The sequence below is a fragment of the Dyella sp. RRB7 genome, assembly GCF_022761115.1.
GTDB lineage: Bacteria > Pseudomonadota > Gammaproteobacteria > Xanthomonadales > Rhodanobacteraceae > Dyella.
The window spans coordinates 195,797-221,667 of the sequence record NZ_JAKWJS010000007.1; the positions used below are offsets into that span (position 1 = coordinate 195,797).

At 65.6% G+C, this 25,871-nt stretch carries 22 protein-coding genes; 9 read left to right on the forward strand and 13 right to left on the reverse strand.

Annotation, left to right across the window (positions count from 1 at the left end):
* Positions 1–85 precede the first annotated feature (85 nt).
* Positions 86–2,152, reverse strand: a complete 2,067-nt coding sequence (locus MJ606_RS15985) for a M13 family metallopeptidase (protein WP_243050538.1) — start codon at positions 2,150–2,152, stop codon at positions 86–88.
* Between the two features lie 259 nt (positions 2,153–2,411).
* Here MJ606_RS15985 and MJ606_RS15990 point away from each other — a divergent pair, with 259 nt between their 5' ends.
* Both MJ606_RS15990 and MJ606_RS15995 read left to right on the forward strand, forming a co-directional pair.
* Positions 2,412–2,957 carry a cysteine dioxygenase family protein gene (locus tag MJ606_RS15990; RefSeq protein ID WP_243050539.1) on the forward strand — a complete coding sequence of 182 codons (546 nt, stop codon included), beginning with the start codon at positions 2,412–2,414 and terminating at the stop codon, positions 2,955–2,957.
* 50 nt (positions 2,958–3,007) lie between these two features.
* The gene (locus tag MJ606_RS15995) at positions 3,008–4,378 is read left to right on the forward strand and encodes an FAD/NAD(P)-binding protein (RefSeq protein WP_243050540.1); all 1,371 of its coding nucleotides are present in this window, start codon (positions 3,008–3,010) and stop codon (positions 4,376–4,378) included.
* Between the two features lie 65 nt (positions 4,379–4,443).
* On the opposite strand, the gene MJ606_RS16000 is transcribed toward MJ606_RS15995, so the two are convergent.
* Entirely contained in the window at positions 4,444–6,072 is a 1,629-nt protein-coding gene (locus tag MJ606_RS16000) for a hypothetical protein (RefSeq protein ID WP_243050541.1), read from the reverse strand.
* Between the two features lie 23 nt (positions 6,073–6,095).
* Here MJ606_RS16000 and MJ606_RS16005 point away from each other — a divergent pair, with 23 nt between their 5' ends.
* Positions 6,096–6,359, forward strand: coding sequence for a hypothetical protein (locus MJ606_RS16005; RefSeq protein ID WP_243050542.1), 264 nt, complete (start codon positions 6,096–6,098; stop codon positions 6,357–6,359).
* Positions 6,360–6,455: 96 nt separating this feature from the next.
* Here the strand turns inward: MJ606_RS16005 and MJ606_RS16010 are convergent, their stop codons facing one another.
* The 7 genes from MJ606_RS16010 to MJ606_RS16040 all read right to left on the reverse strand — a co-directional run bounded on the left by MJ606_RS16010 (position 6,456) and on the right by MJ606_RS16040 (position 14,377).
* Positions 6,456–7,841, reverse strand: coding sequence for a M28 family metallopeptidase (locus tag MJ606_RS16010; protein ID WP_243050543.1), 1,386 nt, complete (start codon positions 7,839–7,841; stop codon positions 6,456–6,458).
* Between the two features lie 81 nt (positions 7,842–7,922).
* Entirely contained in the window at positions 7,923–8,699 is a 777-nt protein-coding gene (locus MJ606_RS16015; RefSeq protein ID WP_243050544.1) for a glutaminyl-peptide cyclotransferase, read from the reverse strand.
* 43 nt (positions 8,700–8,742) lie between these two features.
* A complete protein-coding gene (gene dbpA, locus MJ606_RS16020) occupies positions 8,743–10,119 on the reverse strand; it encodes an ATP-dependent RNA helicase DbpA (RefSeq protein ID WP_243050545.1) in 1,377 nt (458 codons plus the stop codon).
* A 75-nt stretch (positions 10,120–10,194) separates the two neighbouring features.
* Positions 10,195–11,634 (reverse strand): sugar porter family MFS transporter, encoded by a 1,440-nt coding sequence (locus tag MJ606_RS16025; protein WP_243050546.1) that lies wholly within the window; start codon positions 11,632–11,634, stop codon positions 10,195–10,197.
* A 229-nt stretch (positions 11,635–11,863) separates the two neighbouring features.
* The gene (rluF, locus tag MJ606_RS16030) at positions 11,864–12,583 is read right to left on the reverse strand and encodes a 23S rRNA pseudouridine(2604) synthase RluF (RefSeq protein WP_243050588.1); all 720 of its coding nucleotides are present in this window, start codon (positions 12,581–12,583) and stop codon (positions 11,864–11,866) included.
* Positions 12,584–12,644: 61 nt separating this feature from the next.
* Positions 12,645–13,421, reverse strand: coding sequence for an ABC transporter permease (locus MJ606_RS16035; protein WP_243050547.1), 777 nt, complete (start codon positions 13,419–13,421; stop codon positions 12,645–12,647).
* A complete protein-coding gene (locus tag MJ606_RS16040; protein ID WP_243050548.1) occupies positions 13,418–14,377 on the reverse strand; it encodes an ABC transporter ATP-binding protein in 960 nt (319 codons plus the stop codon). Before MJ606_RS16040 ends, MJ606_RS16035 begins: the two co-directional genes overlap by 4 nt.
* Before the next feature lie 95 nt (positions 14,378–14,472).
* Between MJ606_RS16040 and MJ606_RS16045 the strand changes: the two genes are divergently transcribed.
* Positions 14,473–15,216, forward strand: coding sequence for an FAD-binding oxidoreductase (locus MJ606_RS16045; RefSeq protein WP_243050549.1), 744 nt, complete (start codon positions 14,473–14,475; stop codon positions 15,214–15,216).
* Positions 15,217–15,821: 605 nt separating this feature from the next.
* Here MJ606_RS16045 and MJ606_RS18425 read toward each other — a convergent pair.
* From MJ606_RS18425 to MJ606_RS16065, 4 genes are all read right to left on the reverse strand, one after another.
* The gene (locus MJ606_RS18425) at positions 15,822–16,865 is read right to left on the reverse strand and encodes a fimbrial protein (protein WP_243050550.1); all 1,044 of its coding nucleotides are present in this window, start codon (positions 16,863–16,865) and stop codon (positions 15,822–15,824) included.
* A complete protein-coding gene (locus tag MJ606_RS16055; RefSeq protein ID WP_243050551.1) occupies positions 16,862–19,636 on the reverse strand; it encodes a fimbria/pilus outer membrane usher protein in 2,775 nt (924 codons plus the stop codon). The genes MJ606_RS18425 and MJ606_RS16055 overlap by 4 nt, the downstream gene beginning before the upstream one ends.
* Positions 19,633–20,382 carry a fimbria/pilus periplasmic chaperone gene (locus MJ606_RS16060; protein ID WP_243050552.1) on the reverse strand — a complete coding sequence of 250 codons (750 nt, stop codon included), beginning with the start codon at positions 20,380–20,382 and terminating at the stop codon, positions 19,633–19,635. The genes MJ606_RS16055 and MJ606_RS16060 overlap by 4 nt, the downstream gene beginning before the upstream one ends.
* A gap of 78 nt (positions 20,383–20,460) precedes the next feature.
* Entirely contained in the window at positions 20,461–21,024 is a 564-nt protein-coding gene (locus MJ606_RS16065; RefSeq protein WP_243050553.1) for a fimbrial protein, read from the reverse strand.
* A 437-nt stretch (positions 21,025–21,461) separates the two neighbouring features.
* On the opposite strand from MJ606_RS16065, the gene MJ606_RS16070 reads away from it, so the two are divergent.
* From MJ606_RS16070 to MJ606_RS16090, 5 genes are read left to right on the forward strand one after another with little or no spacing between them, the layout of a single operon-like run.
* Entirely contained in the window at positions 21,462–22,067 is a 606-nt protein-coding gene (locus MJ606_RS16070) for a hypothetical protein (RefSeq protein WP_243050554.1), read from the forward strand.
* 30 nt (positions 22,068–22,097) lie between these two features.
* Positions 22,098–22,292 (forward strand): helix-turn-helix transcriptional regulator, encoded by a 195-nt coding sequence (locus MJ606_RS16075; protein WP_243050555.1) that lies wholly within the window; start codon positions 22,098–22,100, stop codon positions 22,290–22,292.
* Between the two features lie 55 nt (positions 22,293–22,347).
* Positions 22,348–23,934 (forward strand): alpha/beta hydrolase, encoded by a 1,587-nt coding sequence (locus MJ606_RS16080; RefSeq protein WP_243050556.1) that lies wholly within the window; start codon positions 22,348–22,350, stop codon positions 23,932–23,934.
* Positions 23,931–24,665 (forward strand): ATP-binding cassette domain-containing protein, encoded by a 735-nt coding sequence (locus tag MJ606_RS16085; protein WP_243050557.1) that lies wholly within the window; start codon positions 23,931–23,933, stop codon positions 24,663–24,665. Before MJ606_RS16080 ends, MJ606_RS16085 begins: the two co-directional genes overlap by 4 nt.
* Positions 24,662–25,867: an ABC transporter permease gene (locus MJ606_RS16090; protein ID WP_243050558.1), complete on the forward strand. Its 1,206-nt coding sequence runs from the start codon at positions 24,662–24,664 to the stop codon at positions 25,865–25,867. The genes MJ606_RS16085 and MJ606_RS16090 overlap by 4 nt, the downstream gene beginning before the upstream one ends.
* Positions 25,868–25,871: the final 4 nt, after the last annotated feature.

A 25,871-nucleotide genomic window follows, 5' to 3' on the forward strand; every position in this document is an offset into this window, starting at 1 on the left:
GTTCAAGGCCCAGTCTAGCGAGCGGTTTCCCGCCACGATAGTTGCCAGCCTTCCGCTTGCAGCCGTGGAAGGCTGGCGTGGCCGGTTACCAGATACGCACGCGATCGGCAGGTTGCAGATAAAGCGCGTCACCCGGCTGTACTCCAAACACCTGGTACCACGCATCGATATTGCGCACCGGCCCGTTGACGCGGAACGCGCGCGGCGAATGCGGGTCGCTGGCGACCTGGCGGCGGATCGCATCGTCGGTAAGCTTGCCGCGCCAGGCCTGGGCCCAACCCAGGAAGACGCGCTGGTCGCCGGTGAAGCCGTCGACCACCGGCGCGGGCTTGCCATGCAGCGAGGCGTGGTACGCATCGAGGGCAAGCGTGAGGCCACCGAGATCGGCAATGTTCTCGCCCATGGTGAGGTTGCCGTTGATATGCACGCCGGGCAGCGGTTCGAAGGCGTCGTATTGCGCGCCCAGCTTTTTGGCACGCTCGTCGAAGGCCTTGGCGTCGGCGGCGGTCCACCAGTCGCGCAGGGCGCCGTCGGCGTCGATCTTGCGGCCCTCGTCGTCGAAGCCGTGGGTCAGCTCGTGACCGATCACGCCGCCGATGGCGCCGTAGTTGATGGCCGGGTCGGCGTTGGGATCGAAGATCGGCGGCTGCAGGATGGCGGCCGGGAACACGATGTCGCGCAGCGAGCCGTTGTAGGCGTCGTTGGTCTGCGGCGTCATCGACCAGTCGCTGCGATCCACCGGGCCATCGAGGCGATTGACGTAGAACGACCAGTCGGCCGCCGCGGCATGCAGCACGTTGCCCACCAGATCATCGCGGCTGATGGCCACGCTGGCGTAGTCGCGCGGATGATCGGGGTAGCCGACCTTGATGGTGTAGGTATCGAGCTTGCGCAACGCTTCCTGTCGCGTCTGCGGCCCCATCCAGTCGAGCTTCTGGATGCGCTCCCGGTAGGCCGCCTTCAGGTTGGCCACCAGGGCCTCGATCTGGGTTTTCGAGCTGGCCGGGAAATACTTCGCCGTATACAGCTGGCCCACGCCCCAACCCAGGTTGCCGAAGCAGTTCAGCCGGTCGCCGACGCCGCAATCACCGCCGGAAACCGCCTGCACGCCGCGCTTCCAACGCACCGTCTGTTGCTGCTGGCCGGTGAGCGTCTTGCCATGCATGTCGAAGTACGCATCCTGGAACGGCTGCGAGAGATAGAACGCCGCGTTGTCGGCAATGCGCGTGGCCTGCCACGCCTGGATGGTGGCGACGGGCGTATGGGCGTAGAGCGCGGCGAGCTTGGGAAAGGCGGTTTTCTCTGCCACCACAATGCGCTTGAGTTCGCCCAGCTGCGACGACGTCAGGTACTCGGCCCAGGCAAACCCCGGTGCCAGCTGCTGCAGCTCGGCCACGCTCATCGGGTTGTAGGTTGCCACGGGGTCGCGCTGTTGCACCTTGCTCCAGCTCGCCTGGGCGATGGCGGTTTCGAAGGCCACCACGTCCCTGGCGGCGGCCTCGGGGTGCGGCCATCCGGACAAGGTCAGCAATTGGGTGACATAGGCCTGATAAGCGGTCTTCTGCTTGGCGAATGCCGGCTTGAGGTAGTAATCGCGGTCGGGCAGGCCAAGCCCGGCCTGGCCGACATATACCGCGTAGCGCTTGGTGTCCTTCAGGTCGATGTCGATGGACAGATCAAACAGCGCGCCCTCGAAGTCGACGTTGGTGCGCCCCATCAGCGCGGCCTGCGCATCGCGCGTGGTGGCCTTGCGCACGGCATCGAGCTGCGGCGCGATGGGCTTGGCGCCCAGCGCATCGATGCGCGCCTCGTCCATGTACGACTGGTAGAACGCACCCACCTTGCCGTCCAGCGTGGTGGTGGGCTGCGTGCTGTGCGCGGCTGCCTCCATGATGTCGTGCAGGCGTTGCTCGGTGAGGTCGGTCATGGCCAGGCGCAGGCTCACGGCGGGCTTGTCGGCAGGTATCGGCGTGTGGTCCAGCCAGGTGCCGTTGGCGTAACGGAAGAAGTTGTCGCCCGGCTTGGTCGCCATGTCGGCGCCGGCCTGGTCGAAACCCCAGCTGCCGTATTGCGGCTTGCCGGCGTCGGCGGCATGCGCCAACCCGAACATCAAGGCACCCGCACCAGCCACCGCAAGAATCCTGCTGACCATAAGCCCTCCCGCCCATGTTTGAGGTTGGCGCATGGTCGCATGCCCATCACCCGCCGCCAGTGCTGGAAGTGCTGGCGGGGCGACCGGGCTGGCCGGGTCGGCCAGCGGTACGCGGCATTTGCGGCATAACGCCACAACCATGGCCGGTCAACGCAAGGAGCAGGCCGCGCCATCTCGGCCATGCTTCCTCCATCGCCGTGCGCGCCGCCATGAAGGTTCATCCATGCACGATAGGCCCATGACACCTCGCGTTGCGTGGATGCAGCGCGTTCTCTCATGCCTGGATGATGCCCTCAGCGCCTCGCAGGCATTCGATGCGGCGCGTCTGGCCCAGGCACTGGCGCCGGTATCTGCATGGGATGGGTGCCCGGCTTCGGGTGACATTTTCAGCGGCGGGCAGGCCGCCTATCGCCGCATGCCCCTGGCGTGCAACCAGGCGCTGGGATACGAGGCGTTGTTGATCGCCTGGCCTCCAGGCCATGTCACGCCCATCCATGATCATGCCGGACTGGCGGGCCTGGTGCTGGTCCTGGACGGCAGTCTGGAAGAGGAGGCCTTCATCCTGTCGAAAGATGCTCGGCTGCATCTCGCTGCCCGCCAGAAAATCACCGCGAACGCCGGCGGCTGCCTGCTGATCACCGATGCGGATCAGGCGCACCGCTGTCGTAATCCTTCCTTGGAACGCACTGCCTTGTCCTTGCACGTCTATGGCGGGCGGCTCGACAGCTACCGCAGCTTCCATGAGGAGGACGGGCATTGGGCCGCGACGATGCAGCATTCGATGCGCGATCCATCGTTCGGCTGATGGCAGGGCCCATCGCCGCACGCATGGTTCACTTGGCTTGAGAGATGGGTATGTCGGATATCGCGATCATTGGCGGTGGCGCTGCGGGAGCAGCCGTTTTCGGTGCATGGCTTCGGCATGACTCCGTCGGTACGGTGCATTGGGTTACCGGCGTTCCGCCGTCGATAGGTCGCGGGGTGGCGTACGGTACGCAAGACCTTCGTCATCTGTTGAATGTCCGCGCAAGCCATATGGGCTTGTACCTGGATGAAGACGAGAGCTTTGCCCAATACAGCGCTCGCCGTGCCGGATTGCGCGAGACGGATTTCGCGCCGCGATGGTTGTTCGGCGACTTCATCATGACCCAGGTTCGCTCACGCATGGCGGAGGCGTCGGCAAAGCGCAGGCCACGCACCTTGCATGCCAGTGAGGCGGTGAGCGTGACGCCGCGCGGCGAGGGCTATGAAGTGCAGCTGGCGAACGGTACTGCATTGCATGTGCGTGCCGTCGTGCTGGCCCTGGGCATTTTGCCGCCGCGCCCATTTTCCGCTGTCTCCGCGCGTGCGCTTGCCAGCGGAGCCTATGTGCCGGACCCGTGGCGCCTGCCGCAATACGTGTCGCCTGCGCCGCGTCGCATGGTCGTCATCGGCACCGGCCTCACGGCGATCGATACGCTGCTGTCGGCTTCGGCCCGCTGGCCGGACACGGAATTCACGGCCGTGTCGCGACACGGTTTGCTGTCATCCGTGCAGCCGCTCTTGCCGTTGCCCGCCTTCGCGCAGCAAGCGCAGGTGAATGCGGCACTATTGGCATGTCGCGGCAGTCTGGCGATGTTTCGAATCATCCGGCAAACCTTGCGTGACCACCCCGATCTCGACTGGCGCAGCCTCATCGATGGCATGCGCCCCATCAACTCCCTGCTCTGGCAGGGGCTTACGGAAGCAGGGCGTCGTCAATTCCTGCGTCACCTGCGCTGGCTATGGGATGCCTCGCGCCATCGCGCGCCGCCGCCGTCGGCCGAAGCCATCCAGCAATTGCGGGATAGCGGGCGATTAAGGCTGATGGCGGCGCGGGTCGTCGGCGTCGATGGCGATGGCCCATTGGATATCACGCTGCGGACGCGTCCAGGCGGCGAACGGATCGCCATGCAAGCGGACATGGTGGTGCAGGCGACTGGATTGAACCTGGCAGTCGCCCTCTCCGACCAGCCCCTGTTGGCGCAGCTTCTCAGGGATGGCCTGGCGACGGCCGATCCGTTGCAGCTGGGCCTGTCTGTCCGGCCCGATGGTCGCCTGATCAATGCGCGAGGGGATGCGCAGCCCGGACTTTATGCCATCGGCCCCATGCTGTGCGGCAGCCTGTGGGAGTGCATCGCGATGCCGGAGATACGCGTGGCCGCTCACACGCTGGCGGCCACGCTGTCCGGAAGCCGGGCGTCCTGACGCCAGCCGGCGGGGAGGTATCCGCGTTGCCTGGCGCGCGAACCGGTGCGGGCCCTTGAAGCAGTTCACTGGCCCGATGCGAACAGGTTGCGCAGCGCCATGTCGCCACCGGCACCGGGCAAGGCGAGCAGCTGATCGAGCAGGGCGATCTGCTGGCGGCATAGCTGCGCGTGGAATTCGTTGCCGGGACTTAGCGGTATCGACTGCGCCACGCGGTTGCGAGCCTCCGCGAGCAAGCGGTTGCCGAGCGCTTCGTCGACAGTGATGGCGCGGCGCGGATCGTTATCCGTCAGCAGGTTGGCGTAGCTGTCGCCGTTGGCCATGTAGATGGCTTCCGCCTGGTCGCGCGGGTTGAAGTTGTTCGCGCTCACATAGCGTCCGCAGGCGTCGGCGGAGAGGTGCGTGCTGATGCTCTGGAGCATGTCGCGTTGCGCCGTCGCAAAGTGGCGTACGTGCTCGGCGGTCACCGTGCGCATGGCGGCACGCCGCGCCGCATGCAGGGCTTGCCATAGCGCGTTGTTGTAATCGACCAGCCGCTGTTGATGGGAGGGTTCCTGATGGATGCGAAGGTCGTGCGCGATCCAGGCGTCATAGATCGCCGGCCATTGCTGGCGGATCAGCGCCAGCGCATCGCCCATGCGTCTGGAGTCTGCATGGAGCCGGAAGCTGTAGAGGAACTGCTCCGTGCGCCATTGCTCGGCGGTAAGCACGCGATCATCGATGCGCAGGCCCGTGATGACGTGATTGGCGAACAACTCGTCGGCATTGGGGGCGTAGAAGTCGTTGCCCTGCTTGGCGAAAGCCAGGCGAATGAAGTCCAGGGAGGCGCCACGGGCAGACAGCAAGCTCATGAACTTCTCTTGCGCGCTGCCGGCGTAATCCACCGACGCGCGCGAGTCGATCATCGAGCGCATCTGATGAAAGCCCAGCGTGGCCTTGGCCGAGACGATGCGCTGGTTGCCTCCGATGAAGGCGAGCGTGCATGCGCTCACGCAGACGTGATCGACCTCGACGGCAATGTCCGGACGGGCCACCAGGAAGTCGTGCAGCTGCATGCCGTTGTCGACATCGCCGCCCACGCTGTCGAGCACCAGGCGATGGATGGACGGGTGCGTGGAAAACGCATCGGCGATGGCGTCGGCGTAGCCGGTACCCACGGTGCCGCTGGCCACGATGGCCTGGCCGGCGGCATCCGGCGCGATGGCGAAGTGGTCGAAGCGTCGCTGTTCGGCCGCGCCCTGGGCCAATAGCCGCAGTTGGTTTATCTCGGTGGGCAGGCGGCCGAGCGTGCCGACGATGGCCAGCACCATGAGGATATTCACCACGATGGCCCAGCGGCTGCCGCTCAATGCCGCCGAGCGCAGGATGCCCACCACCTGCCACACCGAGATGACCAGCCGCAGCACGGCATAGCTGGCGGCTACCAGCAGCACGCGTGTCAGCGAGGGGTGGCTGGTTTTGAGCCATTCCAGCAGCACCGACTCGATAAATACCAAGGCGAAGCCGAGCAGCACGCCGTTGAACCAATAGGCCTGCCCCAACGGCAATTCACCCTTCCAGTGCGCGGCGATATAGCCCGAGGATGGCGGCGGTGGAGACGGTGGCAAGCGTGGAGGCAGCTCGAACGGCAGCGTGCCGTCCCAGGTCGGGGGGATGCGTTCGTTGCGACGAAAGGGCGGCACGGGATCGGTCATGGGACAGTTCGCCGGCGAGCTGGGTGGGGCGTCAGGTGCTGGCGCGGGCGACGGATGCGGCGTCGATTGAACAGCTTGGAGATCATGACCGCCTGGCGGCCACGCCCCCGGCCAACGCCACCACTGGCGGCATGGAACTGACGAACGCTTCCGCCGCCATGCGGCGACCGGCTGCCTCGCCGGGCATGGCCCGTGCGGGCGTGGTCAAGGCCAAGGCGGCCAGCAGTCCAAATACCGGCACCGGCGACTTGCGAAGCATAGGTTTCCCCTTGGGCATCATCCGTTGATACGCATTCCCCCGAATGCGACCGCTGCGCCTTCCTGGCGCAGCGGCAGGTCGATCTTATCGCCTGCAGCGGCGCTTTGCCTCGCCTGCCGGCAGGTCAGGGCGACTTGGGCGCCGCCGGCGAGCGTTCGAAGCTGCCGGCATCGCCCGGAAACACCACCGGGCTTTCGTAGCCATCGGCGGATACCGCCGAGACGCCGAAGAACCAGTCATCGATCACCACGTCCTTGATCACGGCCTGCTCGACATTGCCCACGGCCCGGCGGTACTGCCACTGCGGCGCGGTGGTGTCGCGCCAATGCACCACGTAGCCGGCAGCGCCGGGGACCTTCTTCCAATGTACGGTGGTGTCGGTGGCCAGCGCGCCCTCGATGCTCACGCCGGTCGGCGGTGCGGGCGCGCGGCTGAGCGCGGCCATGGTGACCGTGTTGAGCGCGGTGACGTGGGCGAGGTAGCGGAAGTCCACCCCGTCGATGGTGTCGCCGTAGTGGATGCCGCCCTCGGTGCGCAGGTCCTGGTGCTGGCGGGTGTAGTCCTCGTGGCCCTCGGTGACGCGCACCGCCGGATAGCCCGCTTCGAGGAATGGCACCTGGTCGCCGCCACGGCTGTAGCGGTCGGTGCGATACACCATGTGCACGCGCAGGTCGGGCAGGTACTGGCTGGCGATCTGTTCCATGTAGCGCGCGAGGTTGCGCGAGGGCGAATCCACCTCGCCGCCATGGTAGGCGCGGTACTTGGCCTGCTCGGGCGTTTCGTTGGTCTTGGTGCCTTCGGAAAAGATGCGCACGGTGGTGTTGTCGACCACGCCGTTCTGCCCGTGGCTGTTGCCGACGATGTCGTTGTTGAGCTCGGCCTGCACCTGCCAGCCCTGCGCCACCGCATAGTCGGCCAGCACCTTGCCGCCGTACAGGCCCTGCTCCTCGCCGGACAGCGCGGCGAACACCAGGGTGGCGTCGTTGTCCTGCTTCGACAGCAGCCGCGCCGCCTCCATCAGCGCGGCCACGCCGGAAGCATCGTCGTTGGCGCCCGGTGCATCGCTGCTGGCGTTCATCACGTCGGTGACGCGCGAGTCGAGGTGGCCGGTCATCACGATCACGCGCTGGGGATCACCCTTGCCGCGTTTGATCGCCACGATGTCCATCACCTCGGTCGGCTGCGGTACGCGCTTGCCGGTGAAGCTCTGCGACGGCGTCACCACCTCGATGCAGCCGCCGCAATCCTTGGCGACCTGTTCGAAGCGCGACTTCACCCAGCGCCGCGCCGCGCCGATGCCGCGCGTGTCGGACTTGGTGTCCGACAAGGTATGGCGCGTGCCGAAGCCGACCAGCTTTTCGATGGTGGCATGCAGCTCCGCCTCGCTGGGCGCGGTGGCCAGCGCTTGCAGGGCGGGTTGCGCCAGCGGTTGGGCCGGCGCGTTGTCGGCATGCGCTGCAGCGACGGCAAGGCACAGCGAGGCGGACAGCAGCGTAGGGGCAAGGCGCATCAGGAGTCTCCCGGTGATCAACGCCCCACTTTAGCGGCAGGCCAGCTCCTTGGAACCGTGCCGATCGCCATGCCGCCCGACTCAGTGCGGGCGCGGTGGCAGCAGCACGATCTCGAACAGCTTCGGCCAGCGCTTGCCGGTGACGAACAGGCGATCGTGCTGCGCGTCGTAGGCGATGCCGTTGAGCACGTCGTTGGTCGGATCGGGCAGGCGGCTCACGTCGAGCAGGCCGCCGAGGTCGATCCAGCCGGTGACGTGGCCGGTGGCAGGATCGATGCGGGCGATGCGGTTGCTCATCCACACGTTGGCGTAGATCTCGCCCTTCACCCATTCCAGCTCGTTGAGGTTGACCACCGGCTGGCCATCGTCGGTGACCAGGATGCTGCCGGTGGCGGCGAGCGTGGCCGGATCGAGGATACGCAGCACGGCCGAGCCGTCGCTCATGTAAATGCGCTTGTCGTCGCGGGTCAGCGCCCAGCCCTCGCCGGGATAGTTGAAGGTGCGCAGCTGGCGGAAGCTGGCCAGGTCGTAGACGAAACCCAGCTGGTCCTTCCAGGTGAGCTGCACCAGCTGCCCGTTCCAGTCGACGATGCCTTCGCCGAAATAGGCGGCCGGCACGTCGTGGCGCTGCAGTACCTTGCCGGTCGGCAGGTCCACCTTGCGCACGGTCGACTCGCCCGCCTCGCCGGTGCTCTCGTACAGATAGCCGTCCTTGTAGAACAGGCCCTCGGTGTAGGCGGAGGTATCGTGCGGATAGACATGCACGACCCGGTAGCCGTAGACGGGTGTCGCGGCTCGGGCGGGCGTGGCGCAGACGAGCACAGCCAGGGCGAGCGCGGAAGCGAGGCGACGAATCATGGAGGCGTGAAACCCTTGCGGACGGTGGATGGGTGGCGAGTCGTCAGTGCAGCGAGCGCACGCGGAAATTGCAGCCCTTGATCTTGCCCGCGCGCAGGCGCTCCAGCGCCTTGTTCGCAAGATCCCGGCGAATGGCCACGTAGGCGCGGGTGGCGAACACGTCGATCTTGCCGATGTCCTTGGCATCGAGCCCGGCATCGCCGGTCAGCGCGCCGAGGATGTCGCCGGGGCGCAGCTTGTCCTGCCGGCCGGCGTCGATCACGATGGTTTTCATCGGCGCCAGGTTGAGCTGCTTGCCCTTGGGCGGGGCGAGCCTGAGCGGCTGCCACGGCAGCGGCTGGCCCAGTTGTTCCTCGATGTTGAGCGCCTTGGGCCGCTCGCGCGGCGTGACCAGCGTGATGGCCACGCCCGCCTCGCCCGCGCGACCGGTGCGGCCGATGCGGTGCGTGTGGGTGTCGGGGTCGTGCGCGATGTCGTAGCTCACCACCAATGGCAGCGCGGCGATATCCAGGCCACGTGCGGCCACGTCGGTGGCGACCAGGATGGAGCAGCTGCGGTTGGCGAACTGCACCAGCACTTCGTCGCGGTCGCGCTGCTCCATGTCGCCGTGCAGGGCCAGCGCGGAGAAGCCGCGGCGGTCCAGCTCGATCGCCACGGCGTCCACGTCCTTGCGCATGTTGCAGAACACCAGCGCATGCTGGGATTTGTCCTGGCCGAGCAGTTGCGCGAGGGCGTCGATCTTCTGCGCCGGCTCCACTTCATGGAAGCGCTGCTCGATGGTGGTTTCGTGATGCGGCGTCTCCACCGTCACTTCCACCGGATCGCGCTGCACGCGCTTGCTCACCTGGCGGATTTCCTCGGCATAGGTGGCCGAGAACAGCAGCGTCTGGTGATGCTTGGCGATGCGCCCGACGATATCGTCGATGGCTTCGGAGAAGCCCATGTCCAGCATGCGATCGGCTTCGTCCAGCACCAGCACCTTGATGCCGCCACCGTGCAGGCTGCCGCGCTTCAAATGCTCCTGCACGCGGCCGGGTGTACCCACCACGATATGCGGATCATGCGTCAGCGAGGCCAGCTGCGGCCCCAATGGCATGCCGCCGCACAGCGTCAGCAGCTTCACGTTGGGGATAGTGGCAGCCAGCTTGCGGATGGCCTTGCTGACCTGGTCGGCCAGTTCCCGCGTGGGGCACAGCACCAGTGCCTGCAGGCGGATGGTGTCCACGTCGAGGCTCTGCAGCAGGCTCAGGCCGAAGGCGGCGGTCTTGCCGCTGCCGGTGCGGGCCTGCGCGATCACGTCGCGGCCCTCCAGCATCGGTGGCAGGCTGAGCGCCTGCACCGGGGTCATCTCGGTATAGCCGAGGGTTTCCACGCTGGCCAGCAGCGCGGGTTTGAGCGGGAGCGTACGGAAATCGGTCATGCGCCATGATCGCATGACCTGGCTGAAGCCAGAGACGAGGGTGGCCGGTTTCGGCGCCCTCGTCTCCCGGGGGCATTATCCCTGCATGTCTTCCAGCTCGATGCCCTTGGTCTCGCGCACGGACACCAGCACGAACACCAGCGACAGCAGGGCGAACAGCGCATACAGGCCGTAGGCGAAGCTCAGGCCCACCTCGGCCAGCGCCGGGAAGCTGCTGGTGATGGCGAAATTGGCCAGCCACTGGGCCGAGGCCGCCACCGCCAGCGCGATGGCGCGAATGCGGTTGGGGAACATCTCGCCCAGCAGCACCCACACCATCGGGCCCCAGCTCATGCCGAAGAACACCACGTAGGCATTGGCGGCGACCAGCGCCACGATGTTCCACGGCGCCGGCAGGCTCAGGCTGGCGCCGCTGCCGGTGGCCTCGGAGAAGCACCAGGCCATCATGCCCAGGGTGAGGGCCATGCCGGTCGAACCGATCACCAGCAGCGGCTTGCGGCCGATGCGGTCGACCAGGGCGATGGCGATCAGCGTCACCAGCACGTTCACTACCGAGGTGGCTACGGTGATGGAGAACGAATCGGCCTCGCTGAAGCCCACCGAATGCCACAGCGTGGACGAGTAATAGAAGATCACGTTGATGCCGACGAACTGCTGGAACACCGACAGCAGGATGCCGATCCACACTACCGGCAGCAGGCCCAAGCGCGGGCCACGCAGGTCGCGCAGGCGCGGGCGGTACTCGGATCGCAGGCTGTGCTCGATGTCGTGCAGCTTGGTGTCCAGCGCCTGCTCGTTATGCATGTCGAGCACCTTGCGCAGCACCTCGCGCGCTTCGGACAAGCGGCCCTTGGCCACCAGATAGCGCGGCGACTCCGGCACGCCCAGCACCAGCGAGCCATAGATCAGCGCCGGCACCACCGCGACGAGGAACATCCAGCGCCATGCCGCCAGGCCGAACCACAGCGGCTGCGATGCGCCACCGGCGGTACCCGCGAGCCAGGCGTCGCTGAGCAGCGCAGCGAAGATGCCCAGCACGATGGCCAGCTGCTGCAACGAACCCAGGCGCCCGCGCACCTGGGCGGGCGATACCTCGGCGATATAGGTCGGTGCGATCACCGAAGCCATGCCGACGCCGATGCCGCCGATCACGCGCCAGAACACCAGGCTGGCCACGCCGGTCACCAGGCCGGCGCCCAGGGCGCTCAGCGCCAGCAACAGCGCCGCCACCTGCATGCTGCGCACGCGACCGAAGCGATCGGCCAGCGGGCCGGCGTACCACGCACCCAGGGCCGAACCGAGCAGCGCGCACGACACCGCAAAGCCGATCTGCCCCGCGCCCAGGCCGAAGTTGCCGCGCACGGCATCGACCGCGCCGTTGATCACCGCCGTATCGAAGCCGAACAGGAAACCGCCGAGTGCCGCCGCTGCCGCGATCAACACCACGCGTGCGGTGGCGCGCTGTCCAAGATCGTCGACGGCGTTGGTCGACGTCGATGGTGTATTCAAATTCATTGCCTCTCCCCGAGTCAGAGTCCGGGGATTCTGCGCTGGCAGTCCCGGTTCTTTGAAGTGAATACGTATGCACTAGAGCGCAGGCGATGTCGAGTGTTTCGGTCTCGATCATCGATGGTGCAACTGCGTTATGGGCTTCCCGACCCGTCATCCCCGCGAACTCGGGGATCCAGCGATTTCGGACGCTCGAGGATGCTGCGTCGCACCAATATCCGGGCTATGGAACCACTCACCACTGCGTGCGATGGGGCAACAGCCCCTTCAGCTCCGCCTCGGTAAGGTTGCGCCATTGTCCCACCTTCAAGCGGCCCAGCTTCACATTGATGATGCGCACGCGGCGCAGCTGGGTGACGCGGTAACCGAACTCGGCCGCCATCAGGCGGATCTGCCGGTTCAGGCCCTGGGTGAGGATGATGCCAAAGCCGAACTTGGCGATCTTGCGCACCTTGCACGGCTTGGTCATCTGGCCGTGGATGCGCACGCCGCGCGCCATGCCCTTGAGGAACTCATCGGTGACCGGCTTGTTCACCGCCACCAGATATTCCTTCTCGTGATTGTTTTCCGTACGCAGGATCTCGTTGACGATGTCGCCGTTGCTGGTCAGCAGGATCAGCCCTTCCGAATCCTTGTCCAGCCGGCCGATCGGAAAGATGCGTTCCTTGTGGTCGACGAAATCGACGATGTTGTCCTTCACCGTCTGGTCGGTGGTGCAGGTGATGCCCACCGGCTTGTTCAGTGCGATATAGACGCCGCGCTTGGCCGCCGGCGACGGGGCGAGGATGCGTGCCTTGACGATCTCGCCGTCCACGCGCACCTCGTCGCCCTCCAGCGCCTTGGCGCCGGTGGTGACCACTTCACCGTTGATGGTGACGCGCCCGGCCAGCAGCAGCTCGTCCGCCTCGCGGCGCGAGCACAGGCCGGCTTCGCTGATGTATTTGTTGACGCGCATGAATGCAAACAGGCCTTCCCAAGGCGTCATTCCGGCTTCCGCCGGGATGACGATCAAAACATTACGAACGCAGGCCCACGCCGCGCTTGAGCAGCTGCAGCGCCACGATGGACAGGCCGATCACGAACGCCAGCATCACCGCGAACGCCACGCCGATCTGCACGTCGCTGGCGCCCAGCACGCCGAAGCGGAACGCATTGACCATGTACAGGATGGGGTTGACCATCGAGATGCTGCGCCACGGTTCGCCCAGCATGTTCACCGAATAGAACACGCCGCCCAGGTAGGTGAGCGGGGTAAGCACGAAGGTCGGCACCAGCGCGATGTCGTCGAACTTCTTGGCGTATACCGCGTTGACGAAACCGGCCAGCGAAAAGATCGTGGCGCCCAGGATCACCGAGGCGAGCGTGACCAGCGGATGCACCACGTGCAAATGCGTGAAGAACAACGCGATGACCAGCACCAGCGCACCCACGATGACGCCACGCGCCACCGCGCCGGTGACGTAGCCCAGCAGGATCACCCAGTTGGGCATGGGCGACACCAGCATTTCTTCCACCGCGCGGCTGAACTTGGCGCCGAAGAACGAGCTGGAGATATTGCCGTAGCTGTTGGTGATGATGCTCATCATCACCAGGCCGGGCACGATGTACTGCATATAGGTGAAGCCGCCCTCGATGGTGCCGATGCGGCTGCCGATCAGCTTGCCGAAGATCACGAAGTACAGCGTCATGGTGATGGCGGGCGGAATCAGCGTCTGCGTCCAGATGCGCAGGATGCGCGCGATCTCGCGCCGGACGATGGTGTTGAGCGCAACCAGGTTGCCGGCGCCGTTCATGCTGCTTTCTCCTGGCCTTCTTTGTTTGCCCTGCCGTTCTCCACCAGTCGCACGAAGAGTTCTTCCAGCCGGTTGGTCTTGTTGCGCATCGAGGTTACCGTCATGCCGCGCGCGGACAGCGCGGCGAACAGCGAGTTGAGGTCGTGCGAGCGTGACATTTCCGCTTCCAGCGTGTGCTCGTCCATGCGGCGCAGCGTGACGCCGTCAATGGCGGGCAGGTCGGTGGGCACCTGGTTGACGTCCAGCACGAAGGTTTCCACGTCGAGCGAGGCCAGCAGGCGCTTCATCGAGGTGTTTTCCACGATGGTGCCGTGGTCGATGATGGCGATGTTGCGGCACAGCTGCTCGGCTTCCTCCAGGTAGTGCGTGGTGAGGATCACCGTGGTGCCGGCGGCATTGATGCCGCTGACGAATTGCCACATCGAGCGGCGGATCTCGATGTCCACGCCGGCGGTGGGCTCATCGAGGATCAGCAGCCTGGGCTCGTTCATCATCGCGCGGGCGATCATCAGGCGACGCTTCATGCCGCCGGAGAGCATGCGTGCCTGGTGGTGGGCCTTGTCCCACAGGCGCAGCTCCTTGAGGTACTTCTCGGCGCGCTCGATGGCGATCTTGCGCGGGATGCCGTAGAAGCCGGCCTCGTTCACGCAGATGTCGAACGGCTTCTCGAACTGGTTGAAGTTGATTTCCTGCGGCACCAGGCCGATCAGCTGCATGGCCTTGCCGCGCTGCTTGTTGACCGAAACGCCAAACACCTGCGCATCGCCGCCGCTGGCGTTCACCAGCGAGGACAGGATGCCGATGAGGGTGGACTTGCCGGCGCCGTTGGGGCCGAGCAGGGCGAAAAAGTCGCCCGGCTGCACCGTCAGGCTGATGCCCTTGAGGGCTTCAACGCCGTTGCTGTAGGTCTTGCGCAGGTTGTCAACGACCAGCGCGGGGACGGAAGAGGTGGTCATGGGCTGCACCGAGGGGATTAGCCCCTTATTATACGTGGCTTGCCCTTTTTGCCCGGCCACGCTGGGCACACGCACTGTTTCCCCCGGAAAACCCCATGGCAGACCATTTCCAGCTCCGTCTCGTCGACAGCACCATGCTGGCGCCCACCGTGCGCCACCTGGCGTTCGAGCGCGTCGATGGCCAGCCTTTGGCGTTCGTGCCGGGGCAGTTCCTGCAGATCCACTTCCACTACGAAGATGGCACGGCCACCAAGCGCAGCTACTCGGTGGGCACCGTGGGCGATGGTTCCTCGCCGGTGCAGCGCATCGAGATCGCGGTGAGCTACGTCGAAGGCGGCGCCGCCACCAGGCTGCTCAGCGAGCTGCCGCTTGGTGGGGTGATCGACGCCAGCGGCCCCTATGGTCGCTTCACCTTGCAGGCGGGCGACACCAACGGCCGCTACCTGTTGCTGGCCACCGGCACCGGCGTCACGCCGTATCGCGCCATGCTGCCGCAGATCGCCGAGCTGGTGAAGCAGGGCCGCGAAGTGGTGCTGCTGTATGGCGCCCGCAATGAAGTGGAATTGCTCTACGGCGAGGAATTCGAAGCCTTCGCCCAGGCCCACCCCGGCTTCAGCTTCCACGGTTGCCTCAGCCGCCAGCCACGCGCCACGCCGCGTCCGAACGATCGCGCCGGCCACGTGCAGAACGTGCTGGCCGAGCTGGCGCCCAGCGACGGGCGCGACATCGCCTACCTGTGCGGCAACCCCAACATGGTCGATGCCGCCTTTGCGGCCCTGAAGGAAGGCGGGCTGCCCGTCGCCCATATCCGCCGCGAGAAGTATGTCTCCTCGCGCTGAGGCGGCGCCCCAGGCTTAACGCCACCCCAACTTCTTATTCAAGTTGCGTCGACATCGGCCGCTAAGGCGGGTGCCCGGCAGACCCGCCAGCCCCTTTCATTGATGCAGCCCGCCGCCGTGAGCGTCAAAAACGTGACGCGCTTCACGTTGCTGACACGTGCCCGGGTTTCCGATATCAAGCCCCGGCCAACCACGCCGATAGACCCGACAAGTACCCCCTCTTTCGTAGTGGGGTACGGAAGGGGCGTTTATGAAGGGTTGGATTCGCAGGACCTGTGTGGGTTGCGTAGTCGCCTTGGCGCTGGGCGGGCCGTTGGCGCATGCGGAGGGCGGAACGATTACGTTCGCCGGGGCGATCGTTGCGCCCACGTGCACGACTGCGGATGTTGGGGCATCGACTCCGGGGATGTCCCGAAGTGGCTGCGGAGAAACCGCCGGCCAGGCTGCCGCCCATACCTCTGTATATCGACAGGAGTTGGTCGCACTTGAGGGAAGTGTGGTCGATGATCGATTGCTCAGTTACTTCGCCGGCTACACGGGCGGCACCGATGCTCGCCTACTGACGCGGACATACGAGTAACGCGTGGCCGGGTGGCCGCGTGGTGCTATTGGTAGGTCAGCGTGTAGGTCGCAGTGGTGCAGACGGATCCGGAGCTTACCGGCGTCGCCGTCGCGTAGTACTGCACGACGAAGGGAATGGTCAGGGGGCCATTGGCCGTACCGACCTTCTGCGACGTGTTGAACGTGACCGCCTGCGAGTTCATCAAGAGTTGCAGCGCCACATTCGTGGCGGCGCCGGTGCAGGTGACGCCGTCCGGAAGCATCAGGCCGGAACTCGAGCCCGGTTTCGGCGTGGTCATGTACATCGACACGGTCAGCGCCGTACCGCAGTTGTAGGTGATGTTGAACGGCGTGGCGCCCGCCGTGGCGCCCGCGGCCTTGAGCGCATTGGCGCCCACCGTGGGCAGCGACACCGCAAAATTCGCGTTAGCCATGGTGAGCGTGCACGAAGGCGTATTCACTGCGACCGACGTAGTCGCCACCGACGCGTAGTATGGCGAGCTATTGGAGACGCCATAGCTGTAATCGGTCAGCTGCACCAGGGTAAGCGCGTTCACGGTGCCGGGCCCGATCGGACCGGTCTTGATCAATTGCGCGGTAAATTTCTCGCTGATCGACGAGTTCGTATTGCTCTTGGAGGCCAGTTCCCAGCCGGGCACGCCAGCCGGACCATTTGCGCCACTGTCGGCCGTGGTGGGGCTGCCGGTGAGCTTGATGGCAACGCCGGGCAGGTTGGTGGCCAGCACCACGTACCCCGCGCCTACCTTGTTAGTGGTATCCAGTGTCGCCACTACCGCGGCCTGCGGCGTGACGATGCCGTATTGATTGATAACGTTGGAGCAATTGAACGTCACCGTGACCGAGCCGGCGCTACCGAGGGTGGAGCCGACCGCCAGGTTGGATGCCGCCGTGACGCTGCTGGGTAACGTGATGGTGGAGACCGTGCCATTGGTCGGCGACGTGCAGGCAAGGGGGGCGCCAGCTTGAGCCGTAGGACTGTGGCCCAGTCCCAGGCAGGCGGCCAGTAGCACTGCAGCCGACGTCAGCAGTCGGTGGCTACGTGCAAGCAATGGGCGGAAATGACTCACGGCGCGGTCCTCTCGGCGATTGTCGGATTGGCCGTCGGCGTACAAGTTGCCTCGACGTGTTCATAAGCCTGCTTGTTCTTGCCCTTTCCAGTCGGCGGCAGCTGGTAGGCGATCGAGCAGGAGTGGGTTTCCCCGTCGCTATTGGTCCAGCGGGCGATCATCTGGCCCTCCCGATCCACGCCGCGCGCCAGGATCTTGCCGGCCTGCCCGACCACACCCAGCGTCATGCCGTTGGCATTGAACACCTCGGCACCGAACGGTATCGCGTCGCCGTTGGGTAGGCGCGCCTGCACGATCACCGAGCGGCCAGTGACGGTCTTGAACTTGAGCATGACCACCGCACCGGCATACGGAGCCACCTGCGCGCTGGTGGATTCCATCTGCACGTCCAGCGGCAGGCCTTTCGGGTCGATCTGCACGGTGTTGAGCATATACGGCGACAGGTACGGCACCAGCGCGTAGCCGGAGCCATCGATCTTGACGCCGGCGGAGTTCGTCACGCTGGCGCCGGTGGCGCCGGGTGCGTAGACGATGCCGACGGTATCGCCGGCGGATTGGCCAAACGTGATGCCACCCGGATGCAGCACGATCGAGCCGCTGGCACCCACCGAAGCCTGGGAGTAACCCGAGCCGCTGCCGTAGCTGGCATTGAGAATGGCAAAGGGACTGCGATAGCCGACATTCACCGCGCCAGCACTGCTGGCGTCGCTGTTGTGCGAGGCGCTCACGCCGTAATTGAACTGGTTATCCGCGCCCAGCGTACCGTTGACCGTCGCCTGTTCCTGGTTGCCGTTCACCGGATCGTGATTCATGTTGAACAGCAAGGTCGGCGAGTGACTGCTGGTGCCGAGCGGCACCATCATATTCACGTAGTAAGTGTTGTCGTAGCGACCCGTAACATCGCGCGTGCGCGTAGCGCTGATGCCAAAGCTAACGCGCCCGATGTGGTTGTTGTAGCCAAGCTGGAATTGGGTGTCGGTGCCGTTGTGGCCCCAGTAGTCATACGCCGAACCGGTGACATAAATGGTGCCGCCGCGTGTACCCAGCGCTTGGTTCATCGTCAGGTCAAAGCGGTTGCGCTGGCGCTCGAGGGTGGTGCCGATCAGCGAGGAGTTGCTCAAGGCTCCCGGCGCAGCCAATGCGGTAGCCTGCGCGGCGGTCAGCGCGCTGCTCACCGGTACGCCGTCGATCAGCTGCTGCTGGACGGGAATGGTGGTGTCGAAGATATCCAGGCCGCGCCGCGCGAAATCACGCGCCTGGGCGGCATCGGTCAGGCTCAGGTAGCCGCTGGTGGAATAGCGGTAGGCAGCCACGGTGAATGAGGTCTGCGTTTCCGGTAGCAGCTTGCTGTAGCTCACGCGCAGGCTCTGGCCCGTACGCGATGCCTCGCCGGGGATTTCCGTATGCGCGTCGGTCAGGTCGGCTGCGATGGCGCCAAAGCGCGTGTTCACGGCACCGCCGATCAGCGCGGCGGCATAGCCTTGCGAGGCGACGATGCCGGCATAACCAGTGAGCGTGTTGTTGATGCCGTGCTGCAGCGTGGCCTGCACGACATCAGGCTTGTGCACCAGCGAGGCATCGCGCAGTTCGCCGGCCACGATGCTGAAGCGCGTGGTGCCGGGGCGTAGCAATTGAGCCACCGAGGCGTAGGGCACGCTGAACGTGCGGATGCGACCGTCGGCCTCGGTGACCGTCACGTCGAGGCTGCCGCCGTAACCGGTGGGGTACAGGTCGTTGATTGAGAACGGACCCGGCGACACCGTGGTCTGGTAAATCTGCATGCCGTTCTGGCGAATGGTCACCAGGGCATTGGTTTCCGCCACGCCACGCACGACCGGGGCATATCCACGCAATGAGTCCGGCAGCATGCGGTCATCGGTGCTCAGCTGCACGCCGCGGACGGCGTAGCTATCGAATACCTGGCCATCGGTAAAGCTGTCGCCCACCGTCAATTCGGCGCGCAGGCCGGGCAGGGCGCGCTGCACGTAGGTGGCGATGTTCTGCCAGTGCGTGCGGGAAGGTTGCGCGGCGTTGGACGACTGCCAAGTCACGGTGGAGTTCTGGCGCAGCTGCCAGGCTCCCAGATTCACGCCAGTGTTGAGGCCCAGGTAGGCATTGGTCTGGCTGAGGCCGCCATTGGTGGAGCGGTAGGCGGTGAAGTTGTAGTTCATCATGCCCGACAGCACGCCGGCGTCCCAGTACTGTGGATCCACGTAGCCGCGAGCAGCCTGGCTCATATAGGCCTGGGGCACGCTCACGTCCAGTCGCAGCTCGCTCATGTCGAACGTCATGGTGGCGTCGGGGATCAGACTGCCAATGTCTACGCAGCCGGCCGGGTCGGCCAGTTGGGTCTGCACCTCGTCGCGCTTGGCGGGGTGCACATCCAACTGGCTGAGCAGCTTCTCATCCACGCAGGCCGTGGCGCTGGCCTCTGGCGTACGTGCAGCAAAACGCACATCGCGACGGGCGACCCAACTGTTGTTGAGGTAGACGTCGACATAGTAGTTGCCCGGCATGACCGGGTTGCCGTGCTCAAAGCGTGACAGATCAGTGGTGTTCTGGCCGGCGCCAGACAGCATGCTGCGGTCGAATTCGGCATAGCCGCCCGAAGCCGGATCGGCTCCGGTCGTCGGCGTGGCGGCTGCCGCCGCGGGGTCCGCGCTGGCCGCGCCTGCCCAGCCGGCCAGGGCCGCCAGCATCGCGCACAACAGTGCGCGGCGGCGTACGGCCGGCAGCGATGGGTGGCGCTGGCTGGCGCGCACGGCATTCACGGCGACAACGTGGCCTTGAACGACTGGGCGGCGCCGTAGTCGTTGATGCAGTCATAGGCGATCACGCTGCCAGCCGGAGCCTGCTGGAGTCCGCTCACGGTCACGCGCAGATCGGACATCGGCGCCACCATGCCGCCGGTATCGGTGGCATGTGCCTGCCCTCCTGTGGTGACGGTCATCTTGACGAAGGTGACGAAGTAGGGGGTCGGGTTGTGCACGACCAGCGTGGTGCCGTTGCCTTCGGCGACAGCCTTGAAGGTCATCTCGCCCGGCGCCTTGATGGGGTCGCCCGCGAGGCCGCTGGGCCGATAGAACAGCTTGAGCCGCGAGCGGATGGCCAGCTGCAGGTAATTCTTGTCCTGGAATTCCTGGCCGGTCGGCTTCGGCGGCACTTCCAGCACGTTCAGCCAGAACAGCGTCTCGCGGTCGGTCGGCAGCGGCTGTTTGCCCTGGGTGAACAGGATGCGCAGGCTCTGTTCCTTGTGCGGATCCATGCGGAACAGCGGCGGCGTGATCAGGAACGGCGTGTCCACCTTGTCGGGGGTGGAGTGCTCATCGCCATTGTCGATCCACGATTCGACCAGGGCGGGCGTCGTGTTGTCGTTGGTCAACCGGACGGTGACTTCGCCATCCTTCGCAGGGAAGACCACGCGGGTGCCGGCGATAATGACGTTAGCGCTGGCGCCGGCGGATGCGAGGCAATACATCACCAGCCCCGTGCCAAGGGCGCGGAAGAAGCGTTTCATCGTTGGAGTCCCGTTCGGCGGAAAGAAAGGGCGGGCGATGCCCATGGCCGGCTATGCCGGCCATGGGACGCAGCGGTATTACGGGTAAACGATCGAATAGTTCACCGTGCTGCTCACCGCACCGGCGGCCAGCGTGCCACCGTTGTTGTAGTACTCCACGAAGTAGTTCAGCGTGGCGGAGGTGGACGAGGCGGTCACGGCGGCCGTGGTGGTATTGGTGCTGGCGTTGTTCAGGTTGATCGCGCTCTGGTCGAAGTTCAGCAGGGCCAGGTCGACGCCAGTAGCCTGGCCGGTGCCAGTGGCGATGCTTAGGCGGCCATTGGTGTTGATGGTCGAGCCCGGCTCAAAGTAGGTCTTGATGTTGCCGGCGGTCAGGTTGCTGCACGAGGTCAGCTTGATCGAGAACGGCGTGATACCGGCAACCGTCCCCGAGGAGCCCAGGGCGCTCGTGGCAACGGTCGGCAGGGTGACGGTGAACGAGCCGCCGGTGCTGGGCGTGCCCGTCGAGCCGATGGAGCAGGTGGCCGAGCTGATCTTGCCATTGAAGGTGATGGTGCCGTCGGTGGCCGCGGCTGCCTGTGGAGCCAGCGCTGCCACGCCGAAGATGGTAGCCAGAGCAGCAGAAAGAAGAAGCTTGTTCATACGGATGTCCTTTAACGTTTTGTTGGATGGTGCAGATGTTTGATGCGCTTCCGGACAAACAGGCGGGTGCCCCCGTTGCGCTGTACGGCCCCTGGTTCCGCGCCCCCTTCGGCCGGTTTCCAGATCGCTCACCGGGCCAAAAGCAATCCCCATGCCAACGTGCAAGGCCCCTCTCCCGTGGCCATGCAGCGGGCTTTCTCTGGAGGTATTTGGTGGGCGGTGTGACGATTTTTGTGAGTCGTGCCGGGTCACATCGGGCCCGAGGAACGGCTCAATGTGCAAATTGTGTCACATTTTGGGAAATTTCCTATTGCTCATGGATCAAGTTGCAAGAACTACGGCCGATACCCATTAGGAATGTAAAGTAAGCTTGACATTTGCTCAGGTGTACCCCAATCTGATGTCAAGGTTGCTTGACATGGCATGGGGGGTTCCGGATGGCGCGTCTCAACTACGGGCAGTACCAGCGGCGCCTGCTGGTGGCGATGGCGTTGTATACGGGTTTCATGCTGCTGGTCTGGCCCGCCGTGCCGACGATCGCCAACCTGCCGCTCAAGGTATTGCTGGCGTTGGCGCCGCTGGCGCCCATGTTCTACGTGCTGGCACTGCTGGCCCGACGCATCCGCGACAGCGACGAACTGGAACAGCGCACGCATCTGATCGCCCTGGGCGTCTCCACCGGAGTCACTGCGGCGCTCAGCCTGCTGGGGGGCTTCCTGTGCATCGCACACCTGGTACCGCTGGACGGTTCGGTGCTGATCTGGGTGTTTCCGCTGATGATGATCTGCTACGGCACCACGCGCTGGTACGTGGGGCGCGCCTATGGCCTCGACACAAGCTGCGATGACGGCGACCGGACGACGAGCGCACTGCATTTCGTCTGGCTGGGCGTCATCATGGCGGTGGCCGCCGTGTACGGCTGGCGGCACCACTGGGACGATTTCAGGGTGGGCCTGCTCGCTGGCGTGGCCTGCGGCCTCCTGCTGGGCGGCGTGGTGAAGGGCGTGTTGCGCAAGCGCTCTTGGCAGCAAGCCGATGAATGATTCGGCGCATCGCAGGTCGGTTTTGGCGCCATGAAAAACCGCGTCCGCGAGCTTCGCAACGACCACGGCTGGTCGCAGGCCGACCTGGCCGAGCGGCTGGAGGTGTCGCGCCAGACGGTCAATGCGATTGAAACGGGCAAGTACGATCCGAGCCTGCCGCTGGCTTTCCGCATCGCACGCCTGTTCGGTCTTTCCATCGAAACGATTTTCGAGCCGGACCCGTAAGTGCTGGCGCGGGTGCGGGCGAATGCAACCCAAACGGAGTGAGGGATAAGAGCACATGGCAATCAATGGACGGACGGTTTTGCGCGTGGGCATCGTGGCCATCGGCCTCGGCGCGCTGGCCTGGAACCAGTTTCATCGGCGCGCGGCAACCCCGCCGGACGACGATGCCGCGACGGCCACCGTGGCCATGCAGGCCACCAGGCCCGCTGCACCGGCCAAGCCGCAGACCTGGCGATTGGGCTCGCTCACGCTGACGCCTTGCGAACTGGGCCAGCCCAATAGCGGGCTCTCCACGGCCGCGTGGTGCGCGCCGTTCGAGGTGCCCGAGAATCGCGACGATCCCCATAGCCGCAAGATCAGCCTCAAGCTCGCGGTGATCCGCAGCAGCGCGCAGGTGGCCAGCAAGGACATGCTGGTGATGCTGGCGGGCGGCCCCGGCCAGGCGGCTACCGAGTCATGGCCCGGCGTGGCGACGGCATTGCAGCCGCTGACCGCGCATCGCCATGTGCTGCTGCTGGACCAGCGCGGCACCGGTGGCTCCCATCCGCTCACCTGCAAGGAGGAGAACGAGGGCGAAGAAGGCGTGGTCGACGACAACGACGCCAGCCCGGACCAGCAGCGCGCGGAAGTGGCGCAATGCCTCAAGCAGCTCGAAGGCAGGGCCGACCCGCGCTACTACACCACCACCATCGCCGCGCAGGATCTGGAAGACGTGCGCCAGGCGCTCGGCTCGCCGACCTTCGACCTGGTGGGCGTGTCCTACGGCACGCGCATGGCGCAGCAGTACGCCATGCGCTACCCGGCAGGCGTGCGCAGCATGGTGCTCGATGGCGTGGTGCCGAACGAGCTGGCGCTGGGCGAGGATTTCGCGCGCAACCTCGATGACGCGCTGAAGGCGCAGTTCGCCCGTTGCAGCGCCGACACCGCCTGCCGCCAGCGCTTCAATGACCCGTACCAGACGCTGTACCAGCTGCGCGATGCGCTGCGTGCGAACCCGCACAAGGTGAGCTTCCGCGATCCGCAGACCTACCAGAGCGTGCAGCGCGTGCTGAGCGAGAATTCGCTGGCCAGCGTGGTGCGCATGTTCGCCTACTCGCCGCTCACCGCGGCCCTGCTGCCGCTGTCCATCGATGCTGCCGCGCACGGCGATGTCGGGCCGTTGCTGGGGCAGGCCAAGCTGCTCTCGGGCGACCTGTCCGACACCATGAATGGCGGCATGCAGTCCTCGGTGATCTGCAGCGAGGATGCCGACCTGCTCACGCCGCGTCCCGAGGACGCGCACACCATCCTCGGCACGCGGATGATCGATACCCTGCAGGCGGTGTGTGCGGTGTGGCCCAGGGGTACGCGCCCGGCCGATTTCCACCAGCCGCTGAAAACCGACAAGCCGGTGCTGCTGCTGTCGGGCCAATACGATCCGGTGACGCCGCCGCGCTATGGCGAGCAGGTGGCGAAGAACCTGCCACAGTCGCGCCACCTCGTGCTGACGGGGCAGGGGCATAACGTGATCAACGCCGGCTGCGCCCCGCAGATCGTCAAGCACTTCATCGAAGACCTGAATCCCAAGGCGCTGGATGTGAAATGCCTGGATCGCCTGCAGGCCACGCCGATGTTCATCGACTTCAACGGAGCCGCGCCATGATCGAGGTAAGAGACCTGCACAAGGCGTTCGGCAAGGTGAAGGCCGTCGATGGCGTCAGCTTCACCGCGCGCGACGGCGAGATCACCGGCCTGCTCGGTCCCAATGGCGCCGGCAAGACCACCACGCTGCGCATGCTCTACACGCTGATGAAGCCCGACCGTGGCCAGGTGGTGGTCGATGGCGTCGATGCCGCCGAGGACGCGCTGGCCGTGCGTCGCCAACTCGGCGTGCTGCCGGACGCGCGCGGCTTGTACAAGCGCCTGACCGCGCGCGAGAACATCGACTACTTCGCCCGCCTGCACGGCTTGCCGGAGGACGTACTGGCCCGTCGTCGCGAGGCTCTGGTGCATGCGCTGGAGATGGAAGACATCGCCGATCGCCGCACCGAAGGGTTTTCCCAGGGCCAGCGCGTGAAGACCGCCATTGCCCGGGCGCTGATCCACGATCCCCGCAACGTGATCCTCGACGAGCCTACCAACGGCCTCGACGTGATGGCCACCCGCGCGCTGCGGCAATTCATGCAGAAGCTCAAGGCGGAGGGGCGTTGCGTGCTGTTTTCCAGCCACATCATGCAGGAGGTGGCCGCGCTGTGTGACCGCATCGTGGTGATCGCCAACGGCCGCGTGGTGGCCGACGAATCGCCCGCCGCACTGCGCGAGCAGACCGGGGAAAGCAACCTTGAGGACGCCTTCGTGAAGATCATTGGCAGTGAAGAAGGGCTCGCCGCATGAGCGCCGTGACGACTCCCATCATGCGTACGCGTGCGTTCCTCACGGTGTTTCTCAAGGAAGTGAAAGAGAACCTGCGCGATCGTCGCACGCTCACCAGCGCGTTCCTCACCGGCCCGCTGCTGGGGCCGATCATGTTGGTGATGCTGCTCAACATCACGCTCAACCGCGAGTTCGACAAGGCCGAGAAACCGCTGCCAGTGCCGGTGATCGGCGCCGACTACGCGCCCAATCTCATCGGCGCGCTGAAGGCCAACGGCATCGTGCCCACGGCGCCCATCGCCAATCCCGAAGTCGCCGTGCGCAAGCAGGACGCCGACGTGGTGCTGCGCATCGCGCCGGACTATGCCAGCGCCTGGCGCAAGGGCGAGCCGGTGCAGGTGGAGCTGATCTACGACTCCTCGCAGCGCGATGCGAACACCGCGGTGGAGCGCGTCTCCCAGCTGGTGGAAAGCTACGCCAGGCAGCAAGGCGCGATGCGGCTGGTGGCGCGCGGCCTGTCGCCCGGCACGGCATGGCCGGTGGCGGCGGCGCGGCGTGACCAGGCCACGGCGCAGGCACGTGGCGCGCTGATGTTCTCCATCCTGCCGTACTTCTTCGTGCTCACCATCTTCATGGGCGGCATGTACCTGGCAATCGACCTCACCGCGGGCGAACGCGAGCGCCAATCGCTGGAGCCGCTGTTCGCCAACCCGGTGCCGCGCTGGAAGATCCTGGCCGGCAAGCTCGCGGCCATCTGCACGTTTTCGGCGGCGAGCCTGCTGATCAGCCTTGCCGCGTTCGGCGTGGTGGGGCGCTTCATTCCCACCGAAAAGCTGGGCATGGAACTGGACCTGGGCCTGCACTTCAGCAGCCATGTGCTCTTGCTGATGGTGCCGCTGATCGTATTGCTGGCCGCGCTGCAGTCGATGGTGGCCGCCTTCGCCAAGAGCTACCGCGAGGCGCAGACCTATCTGTCGCTGCTGATGTTCGTGCCGGTGATTCCGAGCATCCTGCTCTCCACCATGCCGATCAAGTCGCAGGACTGGATGTACGCGGTGCCGCTGCTGGGCCAGCACCTGGGCATCATGCAGCTGCTGCGCGGTGATGGCATCGGCACGCAGCAGCTGGGCTTGTGCCTGGCCGGCAGCCTGGTGGCCGCCGCGCTTGGCGTGCTGGTGACGGCGCACCTGTATCAGTCCGAGCGGCTGGCCATTTCGGGCTGAGCTT

What these genes read in the sequence shown, in the direction of transcription:
- MJ606_RS15985 (WP_243050538.1), bottom strand. Translation starts at nt 2,152, where the DNA reads ATGGTCAGCAGGATTCTTGCGGTGGCTGGTGCGGGTGCCTTGATGTTC.
- MJ606_RS15990 (WP_243050539.1), top strand. Translation starts at nt 2,412, where the DNA reads ATGCAGCGCGTTCTCTCATGCCTGGATGATGCCCTCAGCGCCTCGCAG.
- MJ606_RS15995 (WP_243050540.1), top strand. Translation starts at nt 3,008, where the DNA reads ATGTCGGATATCGCGATCATTGGCGGTGGCGCTGCGGGAGCAGCCGTT.
- MJ606_RS16000 (WP_243050541.1), bottom strand. Translation starts at nt 6,072, where the DNA reads ATGACCGATCCCGTGCCGCCCTTTCGTCGCAACGAACGCATCCCCCCG.
- MJ606_RS16010 (WP_243050543.1), bottom strand. Translation starts at nt 7,841, where the DNA reads ATGCGCCTTGCCCCTACGCTGCTGTCCGCCTCGCTGTGCCTTGCCGTC.
- MJ606_RS16015 (WP_243050544.1), bottom strand. Translation starts at nt 8,699, where the DNA reads ATGATTCGTCGCCTCGCTTCCGCGCTCGCCCTGGCTGTGCTCGTCTGC.
- dbpA (WP_243050545.1), bottom strand. Translation starts at nt 10,119, where the DNA reads ATGACCGATTTCCGTACGCTCCCGCTCAAACCCGCGCTGCTGGCCAGC.
- MJ606_RS16025 (WP_243050546.1), bottom strand. Translation starts at nt 11,634, where the DNA reads ATGAATTTGAATACACCATCGACGTCGACCAACGCCGTCGACGATCTT.
- rluF (WP_243050588.1), bottom strand. Translation starts at nt 12,583, where the DNA reads ATGCGCGTCAACAAATACATCAGCGAAGCCGGCCTGTGCTCGCGCCGC.
- MJ606_RS16035 (WP_243050547.1), bottom strand. Translation starts at nt 13,421, where the DNA reads ATGAACGGCGCCGGCAACCTGGTTGCGCTCAACACCATCGTCCGGCGC.
- MJ606_RS16040 (WP_243050548.1), bottom strand. Translation starts at nt 14,377, where the DNA reads ATGACCACCTCTTCCGTCCCCGCGCTGGTCGTTGACAACCTGCGCAAG.
- MJ606_RS16045 (WP_243050549.1), top strand. Translation starts at nt 14,473, where the DNA reads ATGGCAGACCATTTCCAGCTCCGTCTCGTCGACAGCACCATGCTGGCG.
- MJ606_RS16060 (WP_243050552.1), bottom strand. Translation starts at nt 20,382, where the DNA reads ATGAAACGCTTCTTCCGCGCCCTTGGCACGGGGCTGGTGATGTATTGC.
- MJ606_RS16065 (WP_243050553.1), bottom strand. Translation starts at nt 21,024, where the DNA reads ATGAACAAGCTTCTTCTTTCTGCTGCTCTGGCTACCATCTTCGGCGTG.
- MJ606_RS16070 (WP_243050554.1), top strand. Translation starts at nt 21,462, where the DNA reads ATGGCGCGTCTCAACTACGGGCAGTACCAGCGGCGCCTGCTGGTGGCG.
- MJ606_RS16075 (WP_243050555.1), top strand. Translation starts at nt 22,098, where the DNA reads ATGAAAAACCGCGTCCGCGAGCTTCGCAACGACCACGGCTGGTCGCAG.
- MJ606_RS16080 (WP_243050556.1), top strand. Translation starts at nt 22,348, where the DNA reads ATGGCAATCAATGGACGGACGGTTTTGCGCGTGGGCATCGTGGCCATC.
- MJ606_RS16085 (WP_243050557.1), top strand. Translation starts at nt 23,931, where the DNA reads ATGATCGAGGTAAGAGACCTGCACAAGGCGTTCGGCAAGGTGAAGGCC.
- MJ606_RS16090 (WP_243050558.1), top strand. Translation starts at nt 24,662, where the DNA reads ATGAGCGCCGTGACGACTCCCATCATGCGTACGCGTGCGTTCCTCACG.